Source organism: Bacteroidota bacterium (assembly GCA_016699695.1).
Lineage (GTDB): Bacteria > Bacteroidota > Bacteroidia > Bacteroidales > UBA10428 > UBA10428.
The window spans coordinates 41,200-59,875 of the sequence record CP065006.1; the positions used below are offsets into that span (position 1 = coordinate 41,200).

9 protein-coding genes are annotated in these 18,676 nt (G+C 42.7%); 2 read left to right on the forward strand and 7 right to left on the reverse strand.

The genetic code is table 11. The annotated features are described in order from the left end of the window. The first annotated feature begins 62 nt into the window (after positions 1 to 62). The gene (locus tag IPM71_00165) at positions 63 to 5,471 is read left to right on the forward strand and encodes an alpha-2-macroglobulin family protein (GenBank protein ID QQS51174.1); all 5,409 of its coding nucleotides are present in this window, start codon (positions 63 to 65) and stop codon (positions 5,469 to 5,471) included. An 813-nt stretch (positions 5,472 to 6,284) separates the two neighbouring features. Here the strand turns inward: IPM71_00165 and IPM71_00170 are convergent. The 3 genes from IPM71_00170 to IPM71_00180 all read right to left on the reverse strand — a co-directional run bounded on the left by IPM71_00170 (position 6,285) and on the right by IPM71_00180 (position 7,353). After that, positions 6,285 to 6,494, reverse strand: a complete 210-nt coding sequence (locus tag IPM71_00170) for a hypothetical protein (GenBank protein ID QQS51175.1) — start codon at positions 6,492 to 6,494, stop codon at positions 6,285 to 6,287. A gap of 303 nt (positions 6,495 to 6,797) precedes the next feature. Continuing rightward, a complete protein-coding gene (locus tag IPM71_00175; GenBank protein ID QQS51176.1) occupies positions 6,798 to 7,094 on the reverse strand; it encodes a type II toxin-antitoxin system RelE/ParE family toxin in 297 nt (98 codons plus the stop codon). Between the two features lies 1 nt (position 7,095). Continuing rightward, a complete protein-coding gene (locus IPM71_00180) occupies positions 7,096 to 7,353 on the reverse strand; it encodes a hypothetical protein (GenBank protein QQS51177.1) in 258 nt (85 codons plus the stop codon). Between the two features lie 461 nt (positions 7,354 to 7,814). On the opposite strand from IPM71_00180, the gene IPM71_00185 reads away from it, so the two are divergent. After that, a complete protein-coding gene (locus tag IPM71_00185) occupies positions 7,815 to 9,836 on the forward strand; it encodes a tetratricopeptide repeat protein (protein ID QQS51178.1) in 2,022 nt (673 codons plus the stop codon). Here the strand turns inward: IPM71_00185 and IPM71_00190 are convergent. The 4 genes from IPM71_00190 to IPM71_00205 all read right to left on the reverse strand — a co-directional run bounded on the left by IPM71_00190 (position 9,833) and on the right by IPM71_00205 (position 18,649). Beyond that, complete coding sequence (locus IPM71_00190) at positions 9,833 to 9,982, reverse strand: hypothetical protein (GenBank protein ID QQS51179.1); 150 nt, start codon at positions 9,980 to 9,982, stop codon at positions 9,833 to 9,835. The two genes, IPM71_00185 and IPM71_00190, sit on opposite strands and share 4 nt — an antisense overlap. Before the next feature lie 133 nt (positions 9,983 to 10,115). Then, positions 10,116 to 12,788 carry a PAS domain S-box protein gene (locus IPM71_00195; GenBank protein ID QQS51180.1) on the reverse strand — a complete coding sequence of 891 codons (2,673 nt, stop codon included), beginning with the start codon at positions 12,786 to 12,788 and terminating at the stop codon, positions 10,116 to 10,118. A 166-nt stretch (positions 12,789 to 12,954) separates the two neighbouring features. Further along, positions 12,955 to 16,650, reverse strand: a complete 3,696-nt coding sequence (gene purL / locus IPM71_00200) for a phosphoribosylformylglycinamidine synthase (GenBank protein QQS51181.1) — start codon at positions 16,648 to 16,650, stop codon at positions 12,955 to 12,957. Between the two features lie 124 nt (positions 16,651 to 16,774). Continuing rightward, entirely contained in the window at positions 16,775 to 18,649 is a 1,875-nt protein-coding gene (locus tag IPM71_00205; protein ID QQS51182.1) for a glycogen/starch synthase, read from the reverse strand. Positions 18,650 to 18,676 lie beyond the last annotated feature (27 nt).

The window sequence follows — 18,676 nt, forward strand, 5'->3', positions numbered from 1 at the left end:
GCTTTATAACTGCGATAATTCGGAAACTCCATCTAATAAACTATTTAAACAGCCAACTACCTATGAAGCAGCTTATCCCGCTTTTAATCTTTGTGTTAGCCTTGCAGGCCTGCAACAAGGAAAATAAAATTCGCGTTACCAACACTTCGTTCAGCGAGATTGTTGAAACCAACAGCCTCATTGGTTTTACTTTTAGCGAACCTCTGGTGCCAGACTCCCTTTTAGGCTTGTGGTTGAACGAAGAATTGGTGGAGTTTACGCCTGCCATCGAAGGTAGTTTCAAATGGACATCCCGCGAAGAACTTGTATTTGTTCCCCGCACCAATTTTGCCCCTTCTACTAAATACGAGTTAAAACTTAACCGCCAGATTCTTCAATATAAAAATGGTGCCTCTTTCTCAGGAGAAACTGAGTTTAGTTTTCAAACTCCCTTTCTTTCTCTCAGTCAGGTGCGTGCCTATTGGGATGCACCTGCAGAATCGGGAGGAAAAGCGGTGTTAAAGTTTATCCTGGAGTTTAATCAGGAGGTAGACCCCAATCACCTGAAAGATTTGTTAGAAATAGAAATCGAAGGAAAATCAATAAATTTTCAGCTGGAACAAAGCTCTCCGGCAAAAAATATCAGCCTTACTCTTCCTGAAATTGTAGCGGAAGACAAAGACCTCGATGCCCGCGTTATTCTCGCCAAAGGATTGCTCCCTGTGGGTGGCAGCCTGAAAACTACACAAGAGATCAAAGAGAGCATGGTTGTATTATCTCCCTTTAAACTGAATATTCTCGACTTTCAGACAGGCCACGACGGGTCCGTAGGTACCATTATGGTTTACACTACTCAGGCTGTTAAAAGCGATAATTTCAAGAGTTTTGTGCAGATATCTCCCGATGTAAAATATAGCTTTGAGATTTTCCCCGATTATTTCCTCATTAAAAGTGAGGATTTCAATGTCGAAACACAGTATACACTAACTGTGATAAAGGGCTTAAGCGGCCGAATAGGTGGAGAAATAAAGCACGACTATGAACAAAGCATTTCTTTTGGCAATGTAGAGCCTACCTTGCGTTTTAACGATTCGCAAGACTTTTATGTCTCAGTAAAAGGTAACCGCAACATGGAGGTGGCCATTATTAACATTCCTGCAGTTCAGTTAAAGGTTACCAAGATCTATGAGAACAATATTCTTGCCTACCTGCGTGCCACAGAAAACAATTATTACAACGACTATTACGATGAATATTATTACGAAGACTATTACTATTATAACTCGGGGGTTGATGCCGAACAATTGGGCGATGTAATTCTCGAAAAAGAAATAGAAACTGCCTCGCTACCGCGAAGAGGTATCAATAAACTGCTCACACTCGATTTTGCCGATCAGCTTTCCGAATTCCCCGGTGTATATTTGATCGAGGTAAAAGACAAGGAAAACTATTGGCGAAAAACCTCCAAGTTGGTCTCTATTTCCGATATCGGACTTATTGTGAAGGAAGGCGTCAACAGCATTAGCGTTTTTGCCAATTCCATAAAAACTACCGAACCCCTTGCCGAGGTTGAAATTACTTTTATTGGGTTGAACAACCAGGCTACTTTCAAAGGAAAAACCGACAAAGAGGGTGTATTAGTCTATAGTTTTGACAAAGTACTTTCGCCTAATTTCCGTTCAAAACTGATTACGGCCCGACTTGCCAAAGACTATAACGTAATACCTTTTAACCAAACACAGGTGAATACCTCGCGTTTCGATGTAGGTGGATTGTATCAAAACCAGTCGGGTATTCAAGCGTATTTGTATGCCGAACGCAACCTTTATCGTCCCGGCGAAACCATACACCTTTCGGGGATACTGCGCGATTACCAATGGAAGTCGCCCGGAACGCTTCCCCTAAAAATAAAAATAAGCTCGCCTACCGGCAAAACCTTTAAGCTCATTAAAAAAAGCCTGAACGAATATGGCTCCTTCGAAACCGATGTGCCTGTTCCGGCTAACGCCTCTACGGGTTCGTATGTGGTCGAAGTCTTTACCAGCAATGATGTGCTCATTGGTTCAGAAGTGATTAAGGTAGAAGAGTTTATGCCCGACAGGATAAAAGTTAAGTCTGAGCTTGACCTTAAAGAAGTGAAACCCGGAGAAAAGCAAGATTTGCTGATTGAGGCCACCAATCTTTTTGGTCCACCAGCTGCAAACCGCAATTACGAAGTTGAAGTATCGACCTCTCGCATGGGTTTTTATTCAAAGCACCATCCTTCGTACAATTATAGCATAGAAAGCACTCAGGAATCCTTTAGCTCTTTTAACCGAAGCGGATCGACCGATGCAAACGGCAGGGCCACCGAGAGCTTTGATATTCCCGAACACTGGAAACACATCGGCATGTTGAATTCCAATGTGTTTGTAACTGTGTTCGACGAAACAGGCCGCTCTGTGAACCGGCTTTCATCTTTTAAGGTCCTGACACAGGATGTTTTTTATGGCATCAAAACGGAAAACTATTATGCTTCCACAGGACAACCTGTGCGGTTCGACCTTATTGCAGTAGACAAGGAAGGAAAAGCAATGAGCGGAGTGAAAGCCCGAATGAAGCTCATACGGCACGAGTATAAAACGGTGCTTTCGAGCACAGGAAGCTATTATCGCTATCGTTCTGAGCCTGTAGAAGTGGTAGTGGAAGATAAGACTCTTACCCTTAACGAAACAAATGCCAGCTACAGTTTTGTTCCCGATTTATCTGGTCAATACGAGTTGCGGATTTCAGCGCCCGATGCTTCAACTTACGTTAGTCAGAGCATTTATGCCTATGGGTGGGGAAGTACCAGCTATTCGTCCTTTAAGGTGAACAAAGAAGGAAATATCGACATTGAACTCGACAAAGAAAGCTACCAAACAGGCGACAAGGCAAAGGTATTGTTAAAAACACCCTTTGCCGGCAAAGTGCTGGTTACCATCGAAACCAACAAAGTGCTCGAGCATTTTTACATTGAGACCGATGCTCGTGCTGCCTCCTTCGACCTTGAGATAAAAGACAACTTTGTGCCCAACGTCTACATTACTGCCAGCCTCATTAAACCTCATGGCAAATCGGATATGCCCCTTACCGTGGCGCATGGTTTTGCTCCTGTGAAAGTGGAGAAGGCCGCCAATAAAATGAAAATTAGTATCACTGCTCCAGAAAAATCGCGTTCAAATTCCAAACAGACTATAAAAATAAAAGCATCTCCGAATGCTGCCGTCACCGTGGCAGTTGTCGATGAAGGTATTCTGCAGGTTGGTGGATATGACAGCCCCAATCCCTATGAGTTTTTCTATCAGAAGCGCGCCCTGGAGGTAAACAGCTATTCGGTCTATCCATACCTCTTTCCGGAACTGGAAGGCATTCGAAGTGCCACCGGTGGTGGCGATGGCGAAATGGATGCCCGTAGGCTCAACCCTCTACAAAACAACAGGGTACAACTGGTCTCGTTCTGGAGTGGTATCTTGTATACCAACAGCAGGGGAGAAGCTCAATTTGAAGTAGCTATACCCGAATTTTCAGGCAGCCTGCGTGTAATGGCTGTTGGCTACAAACAACACGAGGTGTTCGGTTCAGCCGAAACCAATATACTCGTGGCCGATCCTTTGGTTCAGAGTGCTGCCTTGCCAAGGTTTTTAAGTCCAGGCGATAAGATTGAAGTGCCCGTTATGCTTACCAATACCACCGACAAACAGGCCCGCTGCAAAACTACCATTGAGGTAAGTGGACCGGTAAGCATTGAGGGGGAACGCAGCCAGAGTATCAGCATCGCCCCACAGACCGAAGGACAGGTAGTTTTCAGGCTTATAGCCAACCAGGAAATTGGCGAAGCAAAGGTTGTTGTGCGTACTTCGGCACTTGGCGAAGAGTTTGTGCAAACCACCCTGATTCCGGTGCGTCCCTCGTCGCCTTTGCAAAAAAGAAGCGGAGCAGGGCAGGTGGCAGCCGGTAAAGCGCAGGCTGTAGAAATAGATGCAGCACTTTATCTTCCACAAAGTGTGGAATTAAAATTGGTTTTAAGTAACAACCCCTTGGTGCAATTCAGCAGCAGCCTCGATTACCTTGTGGGCTATCCGCATGGTTGTGTGGAACAAACCATTTCAAAGGCTTTTCCGCAAATATATTATGCCGACATGGTGAAACTCCTAAAAGGCAACTCGAAGGCCTCTAACGATGCACTGCAAAACGTGCAGGCTGCTTTGGATAAGTTAAGATTAATGCAGCTTTACAATGGATCGTTAACTTATTGGCCTGGCTCCGGTACCGAAACATGGTGGGGCAGTGTCTATGGTGCTCATTTTGCACTCGAAGCACGCAAGGCAGGTTACGAAGTGGATGAAGAGTTTTTGAATAGCCTTCTCAAATACCTGAAAGAGAAACTGAGAGAGAAAAGCCTTGTGACCTATTATTTCAATTTCAACCAGAAAAAAGAGATAGCCCCCAAGGAAGTAGCTTATTCTTTGTATGTACTTAGTCTGGCCGGCGAAAAACCAACTGCCTTGCTTAACTATTACAAAGCCAACGCCCACCAGCTAAGTCTCGACTCGAAATACTTGCTGGCAGGGGCTTATGCTCTCACCGGCGACAAGCAGAAATTCAAAGAAGTGCTGCCTCCGGCGTTTGAAGGCGAAAAAGCCAATCGCACCTTCGATGGCAGCTTCAATTCCTACCTACGCGACGAGGCCATAGCCCTTAATGTAATGCTAGAAACCGATCCCGAAAACCAACAAATCGGCATACTATCGCAACATGTTTCTAAATCCTTGTTATCTAGTCCATATCTCAATACGCAAGAAAGAACCTTTGCCTTTCTGGCCATGGGTAAGGTAGCCCGGCTGGCTTCAAAATCCGAAGCTTCTGGCACGGTGAAGGGAAATGGAACTTCACTTGCTAACATCAGCAACAATTCGGTCACACTGAATACCTCGCAGCTTAAAGGCAAAAAAATAAGCATTGAAAACACCGGCAAGGGGCTGTTGTATTACTTCTGGGAAAGCGAAGGCATTACCAAAGATGGATCGTACAAAGAAGAAGATAGTTACCTGGCCGTGCGCAAAACACTATACAACCGTAACGGACAATCTCTTAACACCTTGTCCTTTGTCCAGAACGAGTTGGTGTTGGTAGAATTGGCTCTTCGTTCGTTAAATGATTCGTATGTCGAAAATGTAGCCATCACCGACATGCTACCTGCCGGTTTCGAAATCGAAAATCCGCGACTCACTGCTCTTCCTCCGGGAATGAGTTATCCGAACTACCAAAGTTTTGCAGACTACATGGATGTGCGAGACGACCGCATTAGTTTGTTTGTCAATGCCGAAACATCAACCAGTTACTATTATTACCTGGTACGTTGCGTTTCGCCCGGTGTTTTTGTGATGGGGCCTGCTGCTGCCGATGCCATGTACGACGGAGAATACCATTCTTACCACGGAGCAGGAGAGGTGACGATTGACCGGAAATAGTTCTCAATTTTTGCTAAACTCTGCACTCTCAAACAAGATGGTGCTGAGTTTACATTTTGGATTCTTCTCTTTCCTGTTTTCTATACTATTTGAGACATCCATAGCTCGAAGATACGGATGTATTGTTCCGCCCAATAACAATTTCTTTCACAATAAAAGAAAAGTCCGTAGGCAGAACCATACGGACAACGGGCGGTATTTCTAACACCAGCACGCGTTACGCAAGCTAAACGCGCGCTAGTGGGAGTGATTTCTATGTTTTGATAAATATAGCAAATGCTACATATATAAAAAAGCGTAGAAAATTCTACGCTTAGTCTCTTTGTTTAATTGTCGTGCTTATTATTTCGGACAAACTACGCTCAGTTAGAGGGTAGACTTGCAATTGCTATGGCTGATAATTACTGGTACAAAAACGAATAATCAAATTAAATAACTCCTAATAGTTTCAGAAATAACAATGGACTAAGGATAACATAAGATAATATTAAGATTCCAGCAGTAAAGCTATTAGCCTTCTTGTTCTGACTAAACTCACTTACTACATTTAAATACCTTTTATCTCTTATGAAGATAAGGTAATTGATATATAATATCCCAAATACGCTCCACTTGAACAGTATTTCTCCAAAGTCTTTAGATAGCCTACCTTGGTCAATTATAGTGACTAGACTGATAAAGTTAAAATAGATTAATACGCTTAATGCTATCATACTTGACCATTCAATTACGCTTTTATTAGTTCTGTATGTAGCTTTATAGATTCGGTAATAAATTAAATGATAAATATTCATTTTAAATTGAATGTTAAAGTTATGACCCTTGTTTAATATATGTAGGACCTTGTGGTAATTGGAAACCGATTGACCCTGCATTAACCTCTGATTTTGCTTTCTCTAGAGCCCTTTGACCATCTACAGAATTTACAAGAATCTGACTTCCAGTCAAAATCAACCCTAGTTCAGCATTGATAGCATAAACTCCTGTCATTAAAATTTCTTCGATTAATCCCCTGACTGGCATCCGCTTGTGCCTTCAAATTTGTTCATCATAATGATTGATTTAGAGGCCAAAAAAAGTTGGTAAAAAATTTTCTTATGGTAACACAAAGCAAACTTAGCAGAAAATATCTAAGCATGACCTACTTGGTAGTGGGGATACGTTAATTCAAAACAAAAAATGCCTGGTACTTTAGCCATACATATTTATACATAGTGTTACATGTTTATGGCCACAAGTCTTAAACTTGCGGCATTTGGGGGGTAATATTTCTAAAACCAGCACGCGTTACGCAAATGCTAAACGCGCGCTAGAGGGATTATTCTGTTAATATGGCCTTTTTTTAAGGTCTTGCCTGTTATCCCAAAAGATAAGTATTTCTATTTCTTTTTTTCGTGGCTTTATCCTGTAAAACATTGTATTATGTTCTGTCACAAAGCCTTTTCTTATATCCTTATATTTTCTGGATAATTCGAACATATGAGGGTTTGCCTCTATCGACTGGATCATTTTTTCAACTTCATTCGCAAAATTCCTTACTACAGCATGTCCCCATTCGGATTGAAGATAATCGGATACCTTAAAATAAGATTTTAAAGCTTTTAGGGTCCAGATTACAGTCATATTAAAGGGTATATCTGCTTTTAATTTGGTTCATGGCATCTTCATGAGATATGGTTTTGCCTTGATCTGCCTCCAAAATACTTTCTTCTAATTCGGCTTTTATATCTTCGCTAAGAGTATCCGCCCAATCAGATTTCTTTACTGTTTCCCTAGATAATATGACCTTGATTGCATTTAATATACTTACATCGTTAACCCTGTCTATTAACCGGTGTAAATCTGATTTTAACTCGATTGTATTCATTGTTTCAAAAATCATAATTTCAACAAAATTAATGATAAATACTCACTTTTAGTTTGGTTTAACGGATGTATTATTCCGTCCATTTATTGCTTCTTTCACAATAAAAGAGAAGTCCGCTGGCAGAGCCATAATTACAAGGCTTAAGTTTAGTTTTTTTAGCTACGGTGAACAAGTATTATTTTTAAAACCAGCACGCGTTACGCAAATGCTAAACGCGCGCTAGGGGGTACTTTAGCCATACATATTAATAAGAGTGTTACATGTTTATGGCCACAAGTCTTAAACTTGCGGCAGTTGGGGGGTAATATTTCTAAAACCAGCACGCGTTACGCAAATGCTAAACGCGCGCTAGAGGGTATCAATTCAACTTTTAAAATTATAGTCTCACCGATTTAACATAATTTGTTAGTTGAAAACAATCTGCTCATCAGTATGTTGTTTATTTTTGAAGCATAAAGCCTCCTGCTAAACAAACCATGTTTATACACAAACCCATAATCAATCGAAAAACACAAAACATGGGAATTGTGCAGGACTCATACAGACACTTAATTTTGAGTTGCCTGATATTGCTCTTTGGCATCAATCTTTCTTTGCCTGCCCAGATTAATCCAGCCCGCCAGCTTATGCTTGGACGGCAATACCTGCAGGACGAAGAATATACCCAGGCGATAAGAAGTTTTAACCTGGTGCTCAACTACAATCCCGATCATTCCGATGCTTTGTTTTTAAGAGGATATGCCAAATTTCAACTTTCTGATTATTATGGTGCCACCGAGGATTTTACAAAAGCTTATGAAAACAATCACTTTCTCACCGATGCACTTTACTACCGTGCCATTGCGGCAATAGAAATGAACCAATACCAGCAAGCGCTGAAAGACCTGATACAGGCTATTGACATTGACGACAGACAGGGAGAGTATTTCCATGCCAGAGCCTACCTCCACACTGTATTTGGGGATACACTGGGAGCCATCAGCGACTATGAGAAATCGATTCAACTCAACTCTGCCAATCCGGGAGTGCACCTGAACCTGGGTTTGTTGTATTTATACCGTAAAGACTACTACAAAGCTTCGGAGCATGCGAACAAGGCTATGGTAATTGATCCATCGAACAGCGAAGCACACTTGTTAAAGGCCAACATAGCCCATTTTCAGCAGCAATATCCCGAGGCCATAAGCGAATATCTTTCGGTTTTGGAGCAGGATAGTGTTATGGCAAGGGCCGCATTTTACCTGGGAATATGTTACCAGGAGATAAAAAAATACGATAGTGCCGAAGTCTATTTCAATAAAACCATTCTACTTAATCCTGACAACTCTGTGTGCTATTACCACCGGGCATTGTTGTATACCGAAACCGAACGATACTCTATGGCAATCGCTGATTTGGATAAGGTTATAGCCCTCAACCCAAATCACTTATTCTCTTACCATTTGCGCGGAGTGGTAAAAATTTATCTGAAAGATTATTCTGGGGCTGAATCAGACTTCTCGAAAGCCATCGAACTCTACCCGCTTATGCTCGATGCATACCAAAACAGGGCTTATGCACGCGGTTTGCAGAATAAAATCGATGGCTATTATTCCGACAAGAACAAGGTCGATAGCCTGCTTGCGCAAGCTGAAGAAGGAATGGATGATGTGAATCTTGATTATTTTAAATCCATTACCGACCTGAGGTCTGATTTTACCAATGCCGCTCAGGTGCAAAAAAGCCGTATTCAGTATATCGAACAGCAAATACGCCTGATTCCTGTTTTTCATCCTGTACCTGAGTCGAAAAAACACCATTATGCTCTTTCACTTTCCATCGAATCGTTTTATGAAAATCCCGTCGATAGCTTAAAACTTTGTTTGGTGAATTTTGATTACCTGGAATTGACAGCCTCAGAACTTGAAAATATGCAAATGCAAGTAGAAGAATCGCTTCTTGACAGACCGGAAAGTGAAGCCTTCAGGGCAATGAAGTCTATCCTTTTGTCGTGGCAACGCGAGTACGATTCTGCATTAAAAGTACTTCTGAAATTGCCGGAAGGTATTCAACCTGATGCTTTCAACCTGTTCCTTCAAGCCAATTACCACTATTTAATCGGAAGCATTGCAAACAGCCTCCAGGGAAACTCCTTTTCGCTGGAAAATGCCGCACGATCGGAAATACTTCAGTCTGAACCAGACAGAAAGAATATACAGAACCAGGAAGCCATTGATTATTACACAAAAGCCATAGACATTTCTCCCGATTTTATTCCGGCTTACTTTAACCGTGCCATTGCTTACAGTGAACAAGGAGATTATGCGAGGGCAATTGCCGATTTAGACAAATGCATTGAAGCAGCCGATAGCAGAGCAGGAGCATTGTTTAACAGGGGATTGCTCTATATCGGAATAAAAAACTATACCCTGGGTTGCGCCGACCTGAGTAAGGCCGGTGAACTGGGCATAGCCAATGCTTACAGAGTAATTTATAAATATTGCAGCCAGACAAATTAGGCTTCAACTGCTCTTTTCCAGCGTGGTTTTAGACGTGAATGGGGTTGTTCCTCAGACTTTAGTTTCTTTTCTAATCTGCGTTCCTTGATACTTTTTACGGCTTCGCGTTTCTTTTTACCATCTTGCAAGCTTTTGTCGTGTCCCATGATAATGACAATTTTAGGATTAAACAGAACACTAAATTTAAACCATTGTAAAGAAAATGTCAAGTGAATGGGTATATAAAAGTATGTTAATTGAAGCAATTTTTAGAAGAGTAAACAGCTTTTTCGATAAGCGCTAAATGTATTTCGAAACCACTGCTACCAGGTCGTTCGAGCGAATAGGTTTGGCAAGGTATTCGGTAAATCCGGCCTTAAGTGCTTTTTCGCGGTCGGATAGCATGGCATAGGCTGTTTGTGCCACTACAGGCAGATTAGGGCGCATTTGCCGAATAGTTTCCAATGCGGTATAGCCATCCATGTTGGGCATTTTAATATCCATCAACACCAGACTAATGTTTTCGTTCAGGCTAACTTGTTCGATTGCCTCAACACCATCGTACACGTGTATTATCTGGCAATTGAGTTCTTTTAGTGCCACTTCAATAAACAGGTAATTAATTTCTTCGTCTTCTGCAACCAGTATCAGAGGCTTACCTGAACTGTCTGATACCGGCGTAACTTTGAAAGTGGTTTGCTCTACTGGCTCTTCATATACAGGATTGTAGGGCAGTGTAAAATAGAATTTCGAACCAGCACCATGCTCCGATTCCAACCAGATTTTCCCTCCCAATATTTCCACATTGCCCTTAGCAATGGTTAGACCAAGTCCGGTGCCACCATAAGCACGCGTGGCATCAGATTCAACCTGGTGAAACCGTTCGAAAATACGCTGGTGCCATTCGGGTGCAATTCCAATTCCGGTATCTTCCATATAAAATTCCAACGTCTCGTCCTTTAACTTATACCCCATCAATACATGACCCTGATGGGTGAACTTAAGGGCGTTGCTTAAAAGGTTGGTTAAAATCTGGCTCAGTTTGGCTGAATCGGTATAGATTTGGCTCTGACGGTCGTTTAAATCTTTATAGTGCGAAATAACCAGGTTACGGTCGGCAGCCCTTTTATTGAATTTAAGAAATATATCCTGCATCAGTGCATTCAGGTTCACCTTTTCATTTACTATTTCTATTTGCCCTGTTTCGAGCCTCGAGATGCTTAATATATCGTCGACAATGGACAATAGCTGATTCGAACTCTGGTTAATGACCTCAATGTAATAACGCCTGTCGTCACTGTTAAGCTCATCGTTGTTTAGCAAGCCCGAAAAACCCAGTATACCATTTAAGGGTGTGCGTATTTCGTGCGACATGTTCTGAAGAAATGCCGATTTTAGCTTATCGCTCTCCACAGCCTTTTCCTGGGAGCGTTTGAGTTCAACCTCAATTTTTTTACGTTCTGTAATGTTGTCAACGGTTACAAGTGCTTCTTTGGGTTCTTCGGCACGCAATAAGGTTGTTGACAATAGCAAATGGTATTCAGAATCGGATGAATGTAAGTTTACTTCTACCTTCAAATGCTCAGTTCCGTTAGTAAAAGTATCGTTAATGGTTTTACGGATCATACAATCTCTGCACTCAGACCCAGAATCGCATCCATGTTCGATATTCGATACATGAATACATTTATAGGCCTGCCCAAAATTGGAATATCCGGTTTGTTGATTGATAAGATTTAATTCCTGCAGGCCCTTTTTATTAATCTGTAAAATTTCCTGCTTCTCATTGACCAGCATCATAATTACCGGTGCTCCGTCGAAAACAGCCGACATGCGTTTTTCGCTTTCTACAAGTTTGATTTCTGAAAATTTCGTAGAAGTAATGTTGCGGCTAATCAACAAGAGGGCAGGTTCTCCATTGAAGGTAGTTTTTGCAATTACCCCGCTATACCAAAGAATGTTACCTTTTTTGTCAATCAGTCTGTTTTCGATAATGTCTGTTTGTGTTTTATCGCTCTGAAGCAGGTCGGTAATAGCTGACCTTATAAGCTCACGGTCTTCGGGTGGGTGAAGAATTATCTTGTTCTGCCTGTCGAGCAACTCATTCAGTGTATACCCGGTTTGATTTTCGAGCGATTTATTAGCAAAAAGAGGTAATCCATTAAAATCTATTACCATGATGATATCCGGAAAAGATCCAACAAGGGTACCAAGGTTTTCTTCGGTTTCCTTGCTCCGGGCAATGTCTATGCCTATACCCAGAAAAAATTCACTATTTCCACTCAGGAAAGTGCAACCGGCCATCAGGTAAGGCCTTTTTTTCCCTTGTTTATTAACCAGATTTAACTCTATTTCAAGTGGATTGCCTCCAATTTTTGAATACAATACCTTGTTGGCTTTTTCCTGGTCTTCGCTTGCGATAAAGTCCGTGTATGGTCTACCGAAAAGTTCATCCACACTGTAGGTGCTTAACCTCTCAAAATTCTTGTTCCACTGAACAAGTTTAAATTCTGTACCTGTTTTTTGAAAAAGAAAAAATACACCCGGTAAACTATTGATGAGATTTTCGGAGAAATTGCGTTCATTTACCAATTCTTCCTTTGCCTTTACCAGCAAGGTTACATCTCTGAAAAAGGTTAAAATAAGATTATCCTTTATGCTAAAGGCTATTTCAACTATTCTGATAGTTTGATCTTTGCATTGTATTTGGTAAACTCCAGGCTCTTGAGCTGCACCAGTTTGAAGTGCATCTTCAATGGCAACTTTCCATCTCTTGTATGATTCTTCCCTGTAATTTTCATCGGGGTAGGCCACCGAAACCCATTTCTCCAGGTTAGGAATTTCGTTTTGGGTGTATCCAAAAAGACTGGTAAAACGATCGTTGACAAAATGAATTCTTCCGTCGATATCGGCAATACCAATGGCTTCGGGCATCAGGTTAATCAGCAATTTATCGAAAACAGGTTCATTCATTCAACACTAACGATTTAAGCAGCATTAAGTTAATGAAATTCTAATTAAATAAGCTTTGTAAAACCGAAAAAAGCAGGTAAAATGACCTGCTTTATAAAAATATACATTAAATCCTGAATAAGCCTTGTCCGGTTCTATTAAATTAGAAACCAAAAATTCTAATAATCTAGGCTTCTTTATGTTTTTTAATCCACTCGCGGGCATTTACAAAGGCCTCTATCCATGGTGATACTATTTCCGCTTTACGTCTTTCGGGATACCAAGCCCAGTTCCATGGGAAAATGGATCGCTCGAGATGGGGCATCATCACCAGGTGACGGCCATCGGCTGAATAAAGAGCTGCTGTATCGTAATGCGATCCGTTTGGATTTCCGGGATAATCTGAATGGGTAAACTGCATGGCAATATTGTACTGATTTACAGGTAAATTAAGATTAAATTTTCCTTCGCCGTGTGCCACCCATACGCCTAATCTTGAACCGGAAAGTGAACCAAGCATGACCGATTTGTTCTGAGGAATATCAACCGAAAGGAAGATTGATTCGAACTTATGCGATTCGTTGTGGCTCATAAAGGGTTTCTCTTTCAACTCTGGTGCCACCAGGTTCAGTTCTATCATTAGCTGACAGCCATTGCATACCCCAAGACTGAGTGTATCGGGGCGGGCATAAAATTTATCAAGAGCCTCTTTGGCTTTTGGGTTATAAAGAAATGCACCAGCCCATCCTTTGGCACTGCCCAATACATCGGAATTTGAGAATCCACCTACAAACACAATCATGTTTACCTCTTCAAGGGTCTCACGGCCACTTATCAGGTCGGTCATGTGCACGTCTTTTACATCCATGCCTGCAAGGTACATGGCATAAGCCATTTCGCGGTCGCCATTTACGCCCTTCTCACGAATAATGGCTGCCTTTATTCCAGAAGGTGTTCTGCGTGCCATATCAATTCCATAGCGTTCTGGTTTGCCTTTAAAATCAGAAGGAAAATAGAATTCCAGTTCTTGTTCCTTATAATTTTCAAACCTCAACTTGGCCAAACCTGAAGCGGTTTGCCTGCTATCGAGCAGGTACGATGTGCGGTACCAGGTATCGCGCAAAGGGTCTATGTCGAGTGGCAGGCAAGTGTTACCGTTTGCTATGATAAAACGTCGGTCGGTATTCACCCGGCCAATCATATCGGCACGTACTCCGTGGTCATGCAGAAAGTCTAAGGTTTCAAATTCATTTTCAACCTGAATAAGCAGTCCGGGAGTTTCACTGAACAGGACTCTTACAGGATCTACCTCGCCTAGAATCGATAAATCGGCATCAATGCCCGTATTGTTGCGGCAAAAACACATTTCGAGCATAGCAGTAATTAACCCGCCTGAAGAGATATCGTGTCCGGCCAGAATTTTATTCTCATGAATCAATTGCTGCACGGCCTCAAAGGTCTGCTTGAAATAGGCCGAATCACGAATCTGAGGGTTGGTAGCACCCAGATAATTGCGTGTTTGTGCGAAACTGCTTCCACCAATCGGAAAACCTTCGTCTGACATGCTCACATAAATAATGGCAGATTGGGCAATGGGTTTGAGCACAGGTTCAATTACCCGGGTTATGTCGGCAACTTCGGCAGTAGCTGAAATAATTACTGTTCCGGGTGCATACACAACTTCACCATCCGGATATTTTTGTGTCATCGACAGAGAATCTTTACCAGTGGGAATATTAATACCCAAAGCAATGGCAAAATTGCTGGCTGCCTCTACTGCTGCGTACAAGCGGGCATCTTCTCCCTGATTTTTACAAGGCCACATCCAATTGGCACTGAGCGAAACGGATTTTAATCCGTCTGGCAGCGGAGCCCAGATAATGTTCGTGAGAGCTTCGGCTATGGATAGCACCGAGCCGGCAGCCGGATCGATGAGCGCAGTAACCGGAGCATGACCAATGGCTGTAGCAATGCCCTTGTTGTTTCTGAAATCGAGCGCCGAAACGCCCAGATTATTTAAAGGTAACTGAACCGGACCGGCGGTCTGCTGTTTGGCCACTCTTCCTGTTACCGAACGGTCTACCTTGTTAGTTAACCAGTCTTTGCAGGCTACGGCTTCGAGCTGAAGTACTTGTTGGATGTATTCGGTAATTTTTTCTGCAGAATATGTCACTGCAGGATACGGATTGTGTAAAAGGCTATCGTTCAGTATAGTTTTTGGCGGATTTCCGAACATATCGCCCAATTGCAGGTCGATGGGTTTATTGCCTTCTTTGTCGATAAAACTAAACTGATGGTCGCCTGTGGTTTCGCCTACTACATAGATGGGGGCTCGTTCACGCTCAGCAATGCGCTTGAGAGTTTCGATGTCCTGCTCTTTCATCACCAGTCCCATGCGCTCCTGCGATTCGTTGCCGGCAATTTCTTTGGCCGAAAGGGTAGGGTCGCCAATGGGTAACTTGTCCATGTAAATGCGCCCGCCGGTAGCTTCCACCAACTCAGAAAGGCAGTTGAGGTGTCCTCCGGCGCCATGGTCGTGAATGGATACGATGGTGTTGTTGTCCGATTCGGCCATGGCACGAATGGCGTTGGTTACGCGTTTTTGCATTTCGGGGTTCGAGCGCTGCACCGCATTGAGTTCAATGTCATTCTCGAATTCGCCGGTAGCTACCGAAGACACAGCACCTCCACCCATACCAATGCGGTAATTATCGCCACCTAACAATACAATTTTATCGCCAATACCAGGGGTGCCTTTTTCGGTATCTTCCTTTTTTCCATAACCAATGCCTCCCGCCAGCATAATTACTTTATCGAAACCAAACTTTTTTGTCTGCTCGCTGTGTTCAAAGGTTAGCACGCTTCCGCAAATAAGGGGTTGACCAAATTTGTTGCCAAAATCGCTTGCTCCATTGGATGCTTTAATAAGAATCTGGGCGGGTGTCTGGTAAAGCCATTTGCGTTCTGCCATGCCTTTTTCCCATTCGCGCCCTTCTTCAAGGCGGGAATAGGAAGTCATGTACACGGCTGTACCTGCCAATGGAATAGCAGCTTTCCCGCCGGCTACCCGGTCGCGTATTTCGCCACCCGATCCGGTGGCTGCACCGTTAAATGGTTCAACAGTAGTGGGGAAGTTATGGGTTTCGGCCTTTAGCGAAATGATCGACTCTATATCTTTTAATACAAAATAGTCGGGTTTATCCTGAGTTGCAGGTGCAAATTGCTCGATAACGGGCCCTGAAAGAAAAGCACAATTGTCTTTGTAGGCCGATACCACTTTGTTGGGATTCCTGCGGGTGGTTAACTTAATAAGCTGAAAAAGTGTACTGGGCTTTTCAACTCCGTCGATCACAAAGGTGCCATTAAAGATTTTATGCCTGCAATGTTCTGAGTTCACTTGAGAAAAACCAAATATTTCGCTGTCGGTGAGGGGTCGGTTCAGTTTTTTACTCAGAATGTTCAGGTATTCAACTTCATCCGCACTTAGCGCAAGGCCTTCTTGTTTGTTATAGGCATCGATATCGTCAATGGCTAAAATAGGCTCGGGTTGCTTGCTAATGGTAAATAGCTGCTGGTTAAGCCCTTTGTAGATACGCTGCAGCATGGGGTCGTAATGGGGAGTTTCAGCCTTGGTGGCAAAATACTCTTCAATACGCCGTATCCCTGCAATGCCCATGTTTTGGGTAATCTCGACAGCATTGGTACTCCAGGGGCTTATCATTTCCTTGCGTGGACCGATATAGGTGCCATCCAATTGCTCAGCCGAAAGATGAGCAGCACCGGAAAAAAGCCAGCAAAGTTTTTGAATGGTTAATGAATCTGGAAGTGAAGGGGTATCCACGGCAATTACATTGCCAGAATTGTTACGAAAGAAAGCGACCATGCTATAAATATCAGGTTATTTAACTCGCTGCAAAAGTAGTAAATACCTGTACGAATTTCGATGTTCAGAAGCGATATTTATGCACTATAATTTGTGGATAAACTTTCGGAATTATCTGTGCCTTTTATTTAAAACTTTTCATGGCAAGTCCATAGGCTTTCATATAGAATTTTCCAAGTTTGTTCCAATCAAACTGCACCGAGGCTGCCTCTACTTTATTTCGCTGTGCTATTCGATCGCGCCGGCTTTGACGAATAAATCTGAACATCATGTTGGCCAGATTTTCTGCCGCCTCGTAATAGCTTACATTTTTTCGTCGAATGAGGTATAAACCTGCCTTTTCGTGTTCGGGTATGTGGTTTGACACAAAGGACCCAAAGCCAGCCAGGTCGCTTGTAACAGAGGGAATACCACTTGCACTGCATTCAAGGGGTGTGTAGCCCCAGGGCTCGTAATAACTTGGAAAAATACCAAGGTGACAGCCCCTAATAAACTGGTAATACTCCATGTGAAAAAGAGGGTTGGAGGTGGAAATAAAATCGGGGTGATAGACGATTTTTACTCTATCCTCTTTATGATTGAGCAAGCGGCTCATTTTTAAAAAATTCATAATAGGATCGCCGGCCTCATTGCTTAGGTTGTGGGTGATTACTGCGGGCAGCCGGCGTGATTTCCACGACTGCACATTCTGCCTCAACAAAAGGTTGGTATAATCGTCGAGCAGGGAATTTAAGTCGGGCATTTTATAACCTTCTTCGTTAGAAGTTATGGAATTAAAAAGCTTTTTCGCCAGTTTATCATTCAACTGCTGACAATTGCGTTGTATTTCTTCGAGCATAGCCTTGTGCTGAAGTACATCGGGAATATAGCCGGTAACAGGGTTTTTGGTAATAAAAAACATTACCACCGTCATGTCCGAACGCGATTCTTTTAGTTTGTGGTTCAGGCGTGCAAGAGCTTCGAGAGTAAGGTCATATCCCTTATTCACGTATTCGAAACGGCCGGAGGTAAAGAAGTATAAGGTTTTATTTAAATCGAAAGAATAACTGTGGAAGAAATGCCCCATCACAAACTCGCTGATTTTGTCTTTGTAATGCATGTGCAGGTTCTGAAACTCGTGCAAAGCTTCGAAGCGATTGATGTTGAGCCCATTGGGCAGGTAAATATCTGGCTCACGACCAAGAAGGTATTTGCATTCTTCACCAGTTATTTCGCTCACCGTGGTAAACACATGCGAGCCATGAGCAGCTGCACGTTCGATGTTTACCTGGGCTTCGATGTTAAAGTGTTTAGCTTCGTGGGCCCAGTTATAGATAGGGAGGTTATTGTAGAAATTGCTGTCGTTCATGGCCAGGTAACGCCCCAGCATGGTTGCATGGGTTGTAAAAACCACGCTTACAGGTAGGTTTTCGCGCCTTAACTCCGGAATGCATGATGCAGCCATCCATTCGTGAAAATGTGCGATAATCCGTTTCTGGTGACCAACCCTTCCCGAGAAAACACTTAAAAACTGGTGCACCTGATGACCAAACAGAAAAATCTGGTTCAGCAAATCATCGTGATCGGGTATGGAGATGTGGTGATGTTCCCACATCAGGTATTTTAAATTTCCAAGATAGGAATAGCTGGTCCTGTAGTCGAACAATACAACCCTTGGCCGTCCTTCAATTAGCCAGGTACCATAAAAAACTCTATAGCCATGTTGGTTTAATTCATTTACTGCTTGTGCAACCGGATCGTCGGAATGGCTTATGGGTTCGAACAATGCTGCTGCACTTTGTTCAAAATAAGGCCCAAGCAACACATAGTTATCATAATTCCAGTGCTCCAGTACGGTGGGTGCTTTAGATTTTATAACCGTATAAATACCACCAACCTGATTGCATACCTCCCATGCAATTTCAAACAAACAGGTGGTTTCCATCTCTTCGTCAGAAATACGCTTTACATAGGCACCCTTAGCTGCCTGCTGACGGATTACTTCTTTTCTGCTGCTCATGTATTAAAAAAGGTTTCATTCGGAATT